Consider the following 11,413-nt stretch of genomic DNA (forward strand, 5'->3'; position numbering starts at 1 on the left):
ACTCTGATGCAACAACTATAGTTTACGGCTATAGTATATCCAATACAGGTAGAGAAAACATAGGCAACAACTGCTGGCTTAGCCTGTGTTAAGTATTAACGATCACGAACTATTTTTATGCATACCATAGAGCCTTTTTATAACTGGCTGGAACTATACAGTGCCTCCGAAGACCCGCGCTCGCCCTTATATGGCGCCGAAAACAGCCTGTCGCAATACACCAACACCATTTACGGCTATTACATTCATCCGCAGTGGGACGACATCGAATCTGAAACGCTGTTCCTGAAAGTGCTGTTTACGGATTACGAAGCAGGCTTTGCTATTATTGAGTTTATTGGCGAATGGAACGATGCCCTGCACAACGATATCATGAAGCTAAAGCGCAACATTATTGACCCGATGGTACATGAAGGCATCAAGCATTTTATCCTTATCGGGGAGAACGTTTTTAACTTTCATGGGTCGGATGATTCGTACTACGAGGAGTGGTTTGAAGATGTGGAAGATGGCTGGATCGTGGCGATCGGTTTCCAGGATTTTGTGCTAAGCGAGATGAAGAACTATAACCTGGACTATTACCTGAACTATGGCGGCAACCTGGAACTGGTAAACTGGCGCACCCACACACCTAAGCAGCTCTTCAAAAGTATAAATACCCTGATACAGCGCCGGTTAAGTATGTAACTATAAAGGCGGGCCTGTTATAGGTCCGCCTTTATAGTTGGCATTGGTACAAACTTACTGAACTGCAGTTGTATCCATGTTATCAGCTGCATCTTCCATTTGGTCAGCCTTCTCTTCGCCGGCTTCTTCTATCTGCTCACCTCTTTCTTCGGCAGATTCTTCTACCTGCTCAGCTTGCTCTTCTGTTTTGTTTTCGGTTGCAGAGTCGCATGATGCAAATGCAAAAAGGCCAGCGGCCAGCATCATCATAAAAATTGGCTTCTTCATTTTTTATTTGTTTTGGTTTATAAACACTGTAATGTCAGTTACCTGCTAACAAACAGCTAACATGAACACGAATACGGTTATAAAGCTATATAGTTCTGAAAAACAAAAAAGGCACCTGTAAACAGGTGCCTTTTTCTTCCCTGGCCATGCGCCAGGCAGTTCTTTGTTGCTAATTACTGAGCAGAAGCAGCAGAATCAACTGGAGCTGAAGTAGTGTCAACTTCAACAGCAGTAGTGTCTTCAACTACTGTTTCTTCTACTGTAGTTTCAGTAGTTTCAACTTCTGTAGCAGTTTCTTCTGCTTTGTTGCAAGATGCGAAAGCGAAAAGACCAGCAACGAATAATAAACCGAATACTTTTTTCATGATGATTTGTTGTTTTTTTGAAAACGAGTTACAAATATAACACTATATTTTAATCCTATATATATCTTAAAAAATATTTTACTTCTTTTTAAACAATACCTTAATTGGTACCCCTTTAAACCCGAAATGCTCGCGGATGCGGTTCTCTAAATAGCGGGTATAAGATTCTTTAAGATACTGCGGCAGGTTACAGAAAAAAGCAAATGTTGGGTTATGCGTCGGCAGCTGCGTAACATACTTTATTTTAATAAACTTACCTTTAATAGCTGGCGGCGGATAACGCTCTATGTCAGGCAACAAGGCATCGTTCAGTTTAGAAGTAGGTATTTTGCGTGTCTTGTTGTCGTATACTTCCATGGCTACCTCAATGGCTTTGTGTATACGCTGCTTGGTAAGCACTGACGTAAAAATAACCGGCACATACTTTATAGGCGCAATCTTGCTTAGTATCTCCTCCTCAAACTCTTTTGTTGAGTTGGTATCTTTCTCTACTAGGTCCCATTTGTTTACCAGTATTACTATGCCTTTGCGGTTCTTTTCGGCCAGGGCAATAATATTTACGTCCTGGGCTTCTATACCACGGGTGGCATCCAGCATCACAATACATACATCAGCATCTTCCAGTGCACGTACCGAGCGCATCACCGAGTAAAACTCAATGTCTTCGCTTACTTTGCTCTTGCGGCGCAGACCGGCCGTATCAACTATAATAAACTCTTTGCCAAAAGCATTGTAGTGCGAATGGATGGCATCGCGGGTGGTACCGGCAATGTCAGTAACTATATTTCGCTCTACACCCAGTAGCAGGTTTACAAACGATGACTTACCAACGTTTGGTCGGCCAAGCACAGCAATTTTAGGAATACCAGCAGTCGGATCCTCAATACCTTCGTCTTTAAAGTGCTTTACAACTTCATCCAGCAGGTCACCGGTGCCTGATCCGCTTTGCGATGAGATCGGGTAAATTTCTTCGGCAATACCTAAGGCATAAAACTCACCTACCTGGTGTGCGCGCGCGTTGGTATCGGCTTTGTTGGCAACTAAGTATATTGGTTTATCAGAGCGGCGCAGTACGTTGGCAAATTCTTCATCCAGGCCAGTTAAGCCGGCATCCACATCTACCATAAACAAGATCACGTCGGCTTCTTTAATGGCCAGTTCTACCTGCTTGTTAATTTCACCTTCAAAAATATCATCGGAGCCGTGCACATAGCCACCGGTGTCGATAACTGTAAAAAACTTACCGCACCACTCACCGTGGCCGTAGCTTCTGTCGCGGGTTACGCCGCTTTCGTTGTCCATAATAGCCTGTCTACGTCCGACAAGCCTGTTAAATAAAGTAGACTTACCCACATTTGGGCGGCCTACAATAGCAATAATGTTTGTTGACATTATTAAAGTATAAAATAGTTAAAGTGCCCCCGGAGCACCTTGCCCCGAAGCTTTAATACATGCGCCTACTTACTCGCTATAGCCAAATCGCCTTAACAGCTTTTGGTCTGTTCGCCAGTTTTCGTTCACGCGCACATACAAATCAAGAAATATCTTTTTCTGGAAGAACTGCTCCATATCAATACGGGCCTGCATGCCCACTTTTTTCAGTGCTTCGCCCTTGTTGCCGATCACAATACCTTTCTGGCTCTTGCGCTCCACACTAATCTCGGCCCTGATGCGGATGATCTCTTCCTCTTCTTTAAACTCCTCTACCACCACTTCGCAGCTATAGGGAATCTCTTTTTTATAGTTCAGGAAAATCTTCTCACGGATGATCTCCGACACAAAGAAACGTTCCGGCTTGTCAGTCAGTTCATCTTTGGGGTAAAAGGCAGGATGTTCTGGCAAATAATGCAACAATCGTTGGAATAACTGGTCCAGGCCGAAGTTGTGCAACGCCGAGATCGGGTGAATTTCCGTCGGGCTCATCTTCTCCTGCCAGTAGGCTACTTTTTGCTGTACTTCCTCTTCCGTTGCCTGGTCAATTTTATTTATCAAAAGCAGAATTGGTACTTTGGCATACTGTAACCGTTTGATCACATCATCCTCGTCGTGCTGCTCATAAATGTCTGTCACAAACAGGATAACATCGGCATCTTCCAGCGAGGTACGCACAAAACTCATCATAGACTCGTGCAGAGCGTACTGCGGCTTTATTATACCCGGCGTATCCGAATACACGATCTGGAAGTCGTCGCCATTCAAAATACCCATAATACGGTGCCGTGTAGTCTGTGCTTTTGATGTGATAATGGAAAGCTTTTCGCCAACCAGCGCATTCATCAGCGTAGATTTACCCACGTTAGGTTTGCCAACTATACTTACAAAACCAGCCTTATGCGGAGTTTCTGCCATACTCTAAAATTTAAGGATGCAAAATTACTTCTTTTTTACGAGACCGCCTTCCATTAGCTGAATAATTGATTCACAGGTTTATAGGTTTGTGATGGATTTATTCTTTTATAGCTACCCAATTGTCATTTCGAGCGTCAGTCGAGAAATCTTATACGTCCTATAGTTGAAGCTTATACTTACTTGCTACTAGGCTATCCTTCTATAGTTCCTCTAATCCTGGGAGCTCTACTTGCCTATAGTTTCAATTATACTTTGGTGCCCTCACGGCCGGGAGGCCCCGTCTTCGGGCATCGCGCTGCTGCTTTCTTGCTATCCTCGCTGCGCTCGGATTGGCTGCGCCACCGCAACAAATCAAAGGCGCTCAACCCAAAGACTGATACGTTTCGATAGCTATGCTATAGTTTTTTGAGTAGCTATTGTTCTATAGCTTTTATCGTGGTTATAGTTCCGTAGGGACAGGTCGCGACCTGTCCGATCTTGGTCTTAAACTATAGAACTATACTTGCAACTATAGCTATGGTAGAAAGCTCCCCGCCTTAGATAAGCAGGGGTTGGGGGTGGTTGGACCACGGAAACGATAAAACTATAACTACAACTATAGCTAGAAACTCCCTCTCCTGTTTTTAGGAGAGGGTTGGGGTGAGGTAAAACAGCAACTATAAAACTATACCTGAAACTACAGCAGTAATCGTAAACATGACTACAGTCTAAGCTATAAAACAGAAAAGCCTGCTCCAATGGGCAGGCTTTTCTGTTTTATAGATACCAGCTTATTTCTTTTTAGCTGATTTGTTTATCTGGTTCAGAGCTGTTTTAGCTTGCTCGTTAGCAGGATCTAGTTTCAGAACTTCGTTGTAGTGTTTCACTGCAAGTTCTCTGTTTGGCTTAATATCGTAGTAATAGTAGCCTAAATAAAGGTTTGCATCTATCAGGTCTTTCTTATACTTGGCCGGCTCAGCGCTCGCCAGTTTAATAAACTCCTCAAAGTGTGGCTTAGCTAAACCAGCCTTGCTGTTCGGGTCTAAATAGTAGTTAGCTCTACCTCTCCACAAGTGGCCATAGGCGTATGTAGGGTTGGTTTTAGTAACGTTAGCGTAAGACTCATCAGCTTTCTTATAGTACTCATTCGCCTTCTGCATATCACCTGCATTCTGTGCTGCAGCACCTGCATCAATGTAAATATTACCGATGTAGTAGAAGTCAGCATTAGAAGGCTCTGTTTTCTCGCGCTTCTTATCATACACAGCCACGGCTTTCTCGTAATTACCTGACTTGGCATAAGCTGCTGCAAGTTCCTGGTACAGTTCTACTTTATCCGGAGACATTTCGATTGCTTTCTGCAGGTTTTCAGTAGCCTTCGCGTGCTGGTTGTTTTTGCTCAGGATGCGGCCATAATACTCGTAGTCTTCAGCAATAAGCTTGCTCTTATCTACTTTAGCCAGGTAGCCTTCCATTGCAGCAAGCGCTTTGTCAGGCTGACCAAGCTCCAGGTAAGAGTAAGCCTGCAGACGGTTCATTACAGTGTTGTTAGGATCCGTCTTAAGCACTTCCTGTACTTCCTTCAGCGTTTCGTCATAGTTCTTAGTCAGGAACAGGAATGACGCATACTTTGCTCTTGTTTCAGGAGTCTTCTCAGCCATATCTACATACTTTTTGAAAGTAGATAGTGCTTTGTCGTACTGACCTGCAAAGTAGTAAAGTTCACCAAGGTCGCGGTAAGCCGGTGCGAAATTAGGATTGATCTCGATCGCTTTCTGGAAAGCCTGCTCAGCTTCTGTATAGTTTCTTGATCTTGTATACAGCTGACCTCTTCTCAGGTAAGCGTTCGGGTTCTTCTCATCAATGCGGATAGCGTTGTCATAGGCAGTCATCGCTTCGCCACCTTTTTTCAGCTCCAGTTGCGCATCACCTAACAGCATATAAGCGGCAGTGTTGTTTTTGTCGCGCTGTACGGCTGTTTGTAGGTAACCTACGGCTTTGTTCAGGTCAGCTTCTGTTTTGTTATCTGCCGTAACATAAGCTTCTGCAACAGCAACCAGTACATTTGCATCTTTAGACTTGCTATACTTCAGGGCCTGTGCAAAATGCTTTTCAGCTTCTGCTTTGTTACCTTTCGCCATTTCAAGTTTACCTAAACCGGCGTGGTTTATAGCAGACTTTTCGTTTTTAGAAACACCTTGTTTAAAATAGTAAGCAGCTGAATCCGGCTTATCAGTTTTCAGGTAAATATCACCTAGTGCGTAATAAGCATTATCTGCTTTCTTTTGGTTAAGCTGTTTTTTATAGATAGACTTTGCATCCTCATAACGCTCCTGTTCTACAGCTTGTTTACCTGCATCGCCAGACTGTGCAAATGCTGCTGCAGTCGGGAAGGCAGTGGCCATCAGAAGGATGTACTTCCAGTTGTTCGTCATTTTACTTCGCTTGTTAAGGTTATATTAATTGTACTAAAATTGAGTTAAGGTCTTATAGTTTCTTACTTTATACCCACTACGCGAACCGGCGAGGTGGCAGGCACTAAGCCTGATTTAAGTATTATACGTTGTCCTTTATCTCCAGCTACGAAAGATACAAAACCTGTGCCAAGTCCTGAGCGACCTGTCGTATTTATGATGTAAAGGTACCTGCGTAACGGATAAACGCCTTGGGCAATATAGGCCTGGTATGGCTGGTAATAGCTTTCTGTAGTTCTGGGAACTGCCTCTTTACTTAGGCCAACTACTTTTATTCTTTTCTGGAAGCCAACTGCCACACTGTCGTCAATATCACTGATCCAGTTAACGCCGATTACGCCCATTGCATTCTCATTCTTCTCTACGTAATCTATTAACCCTTTATGCGATTCGGCGGCAAATGTATTTTGTGGAAGCTTGTGCGAAGCTATCAGAGAATCTTTAACATAACGTGCCGTACCCGAATTATTGTTGTCGAAAACGATCGTTATGTCTTTTAAGTTTGTACTGCTGTTCAGTTGTTTCCACGTTTTGGTGTTACCATTAAAAATGCTTTCCAGCTCATCCATTGTAAACAGCGAGTCGGGGTTATTTCTGTTTACAATTATAGCTATTGCATCAATGGCAATTTTAGTTACCCTTGGTATGAGCTTTTTCTTTTCAAAGCTCGCTGTTTCAGCTTCAGTCAGTTCGCGCGAAAGTATAGCTACACGGGTGCTATCGTTCAGCAGGTCTTTTATTACTTCACCCTCCGATTTATATGCTGCTGTAATATCAGCACGGTCGTAAATGCCCTCGTAGGTACTCACCTGCGATTCGATGATCGGCTGAAAAGACTCATCTACACTGATATTGATCTTACCGGAAGTAGGTGTATCAGAGGGTGCATCCGTAGAACCACCACAACTTGTAAAGGCCAGTGTACCAACTATACCCGCCACTGTCCATAGTTTATTCTTCATACCGTCTTCTTTCTTTTTTGGTAATGTTCTGGTAAACTTTTACAAACCTGATGAGCCCGTAAAGTATAAGCACGCCTCCAAGTATATATTTCAGGTCCTTAGACATGTTCAGGTTCATCGTCTCTGCATCTATAAATATAAACAGCAGCCCCAACCCTATATACAACACGGTCATCAGCATGCCGAAGATGTTAACGAATTTCGAGAAATTGTTCCCGGCCGGTTTTTGTCTTTGTGGTCTTATCATGCTACGCGTTATTGTAACATATATTTAGATTTTACTTTAAAGTTAATGGTATCACATTAAATATGAAAGCAGAGACCTTAAAAGCTTCTGCTCTTCAGGCCCCTGCTTTATACTTACTAATTGATTTTTAGTTCTTTAACGCAAATTTTATAGGCAGCGTATAACGTACTGCTACCGGTACACCATTCTGTTTTCCGGGCTTCCAGCGTGGCATTCTCTGAATTACGCGCGCTGCCTCTTCATCCGTCCCGAATCCCAGGCCTTTCAAAACTTTAACATCTTCTATGTCGCCGTTACGGCCAACTACAAACGTAACCACTACCGTACCTTCTACACCTGCTTTGCTTGCTGCAGTTGGGTAAACCAGTTTTCTGCTTAGGTATTTGGCAAGTGCATCAAAGCCACCCTGGTATTCGGGCATTATTTCGGCAAAGTCGTGTATAGTTGTCGTGTTGTTACCTGCTTCTCCGGTTCCGCCATCTATACCTTCCAGATCAGCAGGAGGAGTTACAGGAAGTTCTGATGGCTTTACCCCATCTATCTTCTCGGTACCTGCCACGGCATTTTTCAATTCATCCTGGTTGGCAATTAGGGTTTCTTTTACCGGTGCATTATTCGGAACAACCTTTGGCGCTGAGTATACTTCTGTTTTTACTTTTTCGGGTGCAGCCGGTGGTACTGTTTTCTGTTTTTGCTCAGGCTTAACCGGAGGCAATGGCGGTAAATCTATAATGATCGGATCTTCAATTACCAGTGTAGGCTTAACGTACTTTTCGGGAGTAGAAAAGAATATATTGTTAACTAACGGAACTATAAGCCCCCCTGAAAAAATAGCTATGGTTATAATGGCTGCTATAATTATATGCCTGTGGTATACGCGCCGCAACTTATAGGCACCATATGCCTGGTTCCGACCTTTAAAGATGATGTTGTTAAAGGTCATGTCAAATAAATAGCTCTCTTTCATGGGCTTTGGGTTTTATAGTTTAACAATATGTCAGGTAATCATTTTATAGTATGCTTTTGGTTATGGTTTATAGTTTGATTTATATTATAAACTGAATATACGGAATTAAACGTTAATAGTATGCATGCTGAGCATTTTATTTTACAAACAAAAAAACCCGACCAGTTTCCTGATCGGGTTTTTAAACTATAGCTAAGCTATATTATTTAATTGTGTAACGAACCGGAACGGTAAATCTTACTGGTACAGCTCTACCATTTTGTTTACCTGGGTTCCACTTCGGCATCGACTTAACAACGCGCATCGCTTCTTCGTCAGTTCCGGCGCCAAGTCCCTTCAGTACTTTTACTTCAGAGATCTCACCGGTTTTGCTTACTACGAACGATACAACCACAAGTCCTTCGATACCTGCTCTTGTAGCAGCGGCCGGATATCGGATGTTCTTGGCAATGTATTTCTGCATTTCAAGTTCACCACCCGGGAAAGTTGGCATCTGCTCCACATACTCGTAAGGCTTCTCTTCTACTACCTCTGCAACTACGTCGCTGGTACCGTCAATATCACCTAAGTCTAATGGGGCATCTTTGCTACCTTCTACAGTTTTTGTACCGGCATCAATTTCTTCCAGTTTCTCCACGTCCGGAATTTCTTCCTCTTCGGCTACCTCGTTATCACGCTTAACAACCGGTGGTGTATACTTTACAGTAGCACGCACTGGCGGCGGCGGCGGCGGAAGATCCGGCGGCGGCGGCGGTGGAGGTGTATTTTCCTCTAGTGGCGGTGGTGGGGCCAGGTCTACTTCTGTTATAACGCGCTCATCCACTACTTCCTCTTCGTCGCCACCTATCATTTTGCTTATCAGCGGCATGCTGATGAAAAGCGCAAATAATATAGTAGCAATGATAGCGGCTTTAGACAGATGGCTGTTGTACAGTTTACGAAGCAGATAGGCACCGTATGCTTTGTTTCGTCCAGCAAAGACGATGTCATCAAGCGATGCTTTAGCTAACTTACTTTCGTCCATATCTGTTATTGTCCTAATTTAGTTTGTACCAATTGCTTGTCCGTGTCAGTTATCTCAACAAGGGCAAATTTCTTGGTATCGGTAATTTTCAGTTCATCCAGGATGTCTACCATGTTCTTGTAGCGCGACGTCTCCATTGGCTTGATCATTACAGTCATCTTGGCGTTACCTTTCACTTTAGGTGAAATTAAAACCTTACGAATACCTGTAGCTGAATAATCAGTCTCTATCACCTCCGGATTCTCAGCCGGGTCGCCAAGTCCGAAATAATAGAAAACTTTATCATCCTCACCAAGTACGATCGTCATCGCGTTACTAGCTTTCAGGGCAATCTGCTCTTCTTCTTTGTCCGGTTTCACAGGCATGTTAATTTCCATGGTCTGTGGTTTACTGAACGTAGTTGTAAGCATGAAGAACGTTAAAAGAAGGAAGGCAAGGTCCACCATGGGCGTCATGTCCATGTTGGTGCCCATCTTTTTGGAGCGCTTCTTACCACCCTTACCGGAGTCGGCTTGCTGTTGTACTTCTGCCATTTTTCTATCTCCTTTCTGTTATAGGGTTGTAGGTCTTTTTTCCATGTCGGTAATCAGGTTAAATCTGTTAACCTTCTTATCCTGCAATGTACTTATTACCTGCTGTACAGTTTTGTAGTTCACGTCCTGGTCACCTTTAATCGCGATAATCACTTTAGGGTTTGTAAGACGTGTCTGGTGCACCCAGTCTCCCAGTTGGTTATTAACTGAGTCTATAGGTATACCCGGAGCAGTTTTATCGTAGTTCTTTCTACTGTTAGCATCCATCGACAGGTAAGATTTTAACTGATTTACCGGTACGCCGAACTCGCTAAGCAAAGAAAAGGTCTTTTTTTCCTGTTCATTGAACCCAACACCATACTTGCCAGCCATTTTCTCTAATAGAGCTGTTCTCGTGTTCTGTCCATCCACACCAAAAAACACCCTGTCGTTTTTATCTATAGATATAGTAATAACGTTTGAATCGGGTATTTTGATGTCTGATACAGAAGAAGGAGTGTCTACTATAACTGCCTTTTCAGGGGCCATAGTAGCTGTCAGCATAAAGAAAGTAACCAGCAAGAAGCCCAAGTCCACCATTGGTGTCATGTCCAACGAGGGTCTGGTTCTTTTTACTTTTACTTTAGGCATCTTTCTGTGTTAAATCAATTAAACTGTGTGTTGTCTAACGTTAGCATTTTCGTGCTGAGCAGCAAAAGTAGAGATGATGCTGAAACCAGCTTCGTCAATGCTATAAGTTAACTCATCGATTTTGCTTGTGAAGTAGTTGTAAGCGATGATCGCAAGAGCAGAACCAGTAATACCGATTGCTGTGTTGATCAAGGCCTCAGAGATACCGTTAGAAAGTGCAGTTGCATCAGGAGTACCAGAAGAAGCAAGAGCGGCGAACGCCTTGATCATACCAAGTACTGTACCGATCAAACCTGTAAGTGTAGAGATAGAGGCAATTGTTGAAAGAATTACCAAGTTTTTCTCAAGCATTGGTAACTCTAGTGAAGTTGACTCTTCGATCTCTTTCTGGATAGCAGCAACTTTCTCAGCTTTTAACAGCTCAGGCTCGTTCTGCATTTCTTTGTACTTAAGCAAACCAGCTTTTACTACGTTTGCTACTGAACCTTTCTGAGCATCGCAGGCAGCAATTGCACCGTTGATATCGCGCTGGTTAAGTTTAGCAGAAATATTACGTACGAAAGCAGGAACGCTCTTAGTACCTTTTGCTCTGCTGATTGTCAATACACGCTCGATAGCAAAAATAAATACCATTAGTACAAGGGCCATCAGGATAGGAACTACCCAACCACCTTTGTAAACGATACCTAAATAGTTACCTGGCAGTGGGTGATTTTCGTTGCTACCACCTTCGAAGTTAGCAGGATTGCCTAGTACGAACATATACACAAGTACACATGCAATTACTGCAAGTGGAATAACGATAGTGGCAAATAAAGAACCCGCCGCGCTAGTCTTTACTTCTACATTAGCATCTTTGCTCACTACTGCAGTCTTTTTTTCCATTTTGATTAAAGTTTAAAGTTTAGCTGTTTGTGTTGTAATTAAAT

13 protein-coding genes are annotated in these 11,413 nt (G+C 43.1%); 1 reads left to right on the forward strand and 12 read right to left on the reverse strand.

Going from position 1 to position 11,413, the window contains the following annotated elements; translation table 11 throughout:
- Positions 1 to 117: 117 nt before the first annotated feature.
- Positions 118 to 687 (forward strand): hypothetical protein, encoded by a 570-nt coding sequence (locus GWO68_RS02205; RefSeq protein WP_162344765.1) that lies wholly within the window; start codon positions 118 to 120, stop codon positions 685 to 687.
- Between the two features lie 54 nt (positions 688 to 741).
- Here the strand turns inward: GWO68_RS02205 and GWO68_RS02210 are convergent, their stop codons facing one another.
- The 12 genes from GWO68_RS02210 to GWO68_RS02265 form a co-directional block, all read right to left on the reverse strand.
- Positions 742 to 954: a hypothetical protein gene (locus tag GWO68_RS02210; protein ID WP_162344766.1), complete on the reverse strand. Its 213-nt coding sequence runs from the start codon at positions 952 to 954 to the stop codon at positions 742 to 744.
- A 173-nt stretch (positions 955 to 1,127) separates the two neighbouring features.
- A complete protein-coding gene (locus tag GWO68_RS02215) occupies positions 1,128 to 1,319 on the reverse strand; it encodes a hypothetical protein (RefSeq protein WP_162344767.1) in 192 nt (63 codons plus the stop codon).
- 78 nt (positions 1,320 to 1,397) lie between these two features.
- Positions 1,398 to 2,711 carry a ribosome biogenesis GTPase Der gene (gene der, locus GWO68_RS02220; RefSeq protein ID WP_162344768.1) on the reverse strand — a complete coding sequence of 438 codons (1,314 nt, stop codon included), beginning with the start codon at positions 2,709 to 2,711 and terminating at the stop codon, positions 1,398 to 1,400.
- Between the two features lie 69 nt (positions 2,712 to 2,780).
- Complete coding sequence (era, locus tag GWO68_RS02225) at positions 2,781 to 3,668, reverse strand: GTPase Era (RefSeq protein WP_162344769.1); 888 nt, start codon at positions 3,666 to 3,668, stop codon at positions 2,781 to 2,783.
- Positions 3,669 to 4,438: 770 nt separating this feature from the next.
- A complete protein-coding gene (locus GWO68_RS02230) occupies positions 4,439 to 6,082 on the reverse strand; it encodes a tetratricopeptide repeat protein (RefSeq protein ID WP_162344770.1) in 1,644 nt (547 codons plus the stop codon).
- 62 nt (positions 6,083 to 6,144) lie between these two features.
- On the reverse strand, positions 6,145 to 7,083 hold the full coding sequence (locus tag GWO68_RS02235) for a PstS family phosphate ABC transporter substrate-binding protein (protein ID WP_162344771.1): 939 nt from the start codon (positions 7,081 to 7,083) through the stop codon (positions 6,145 to 6,147).
- Entirely contained in the window at positions 7,073 to 7,330 is a 258-nt protein-coding gene (locus tag GWO68_RS02240; protein WP_162344772.1) for a hypothetical protein, read from the reverse strand. The genes GWO68_RS02235 and GWO68_RS02240 overlap by 11 nt, the downstream gene beginning before the upstream one ends.
- Before the next feature lie 127 nt (positions 7,331 to 7,457).
- Positions 7,458 to 8,297 (reverse strand): energy transducer TonB, encoded by an 840-nt coding sequence (locus GWO68_RS02245; RefSeq protein WP_162344773.1) that lies wholly within the window; start codon positions 8,295 to 8,297, stop codon positions 7,458 to 7,460.
- A gap of 202 nt (positions 8,298 to 8,499) precedes the next feature.
- On the reverse strand, positions 8,500 to 9,321 hold the full coding sequence (locus GWO68_RS02250) for an energy transducer TonB (RefSeq protein ID WP_162344774.1): 822 nt from the start codon (positions 9,319 to 9,321) through the stop codon (positions 8,500 to 8,502).
- Positions 9,322 to 9,326: 5 nt separating this feature from the next.
- Positions 9,327 to 9,854 (reverse strand): ExbD/TolR family protein, encoded by a 528-nt coding sequence (locus GWO68_RS02255; RefSeq protein WP_162344775.1) that lies wholly within the window; start codon positions 9,852 to 9,854, stop codon positions 9,327 to 9,329.
- 18 nt (positions 9,855 to 9,872) lie between these two features.
- A complete protein-coding gene (locus tag GWO68_RS02260) occupies positions 9,873 to 10,484 on the reverse strand; it encodes an ExbD/TolR family protein (protein ID WP_162344776.1) in 612 nt (203 codons plus the stop codon).
- Positions 10,485 to 10,502: 18 nt separating this feature from the next.
- Positions 10,503 to 11,369: a MotA/TolQ/ExbB proton channel family protein gene (locus GWO68_RS02265; protein WP_162344777.1), complete on the reverse strand. Its 867-nt coding sequence runs from the start codon at positions 11,367 to 11,369 to the stop codon at positions 10,503 to 10,505.
- Between the last annotated feature and the right edge of the window lie 44 nt (positions 11,370 to 11,413).

The organism is Pontibacter fetidus, assembly GCF_010119545.1.
Lineage (GTDB): Bacteria > Bacteroidota > Bacteroidia > Cytophagales > Hymenobacteraceae > Pontibacter > Pontibacter fetidus.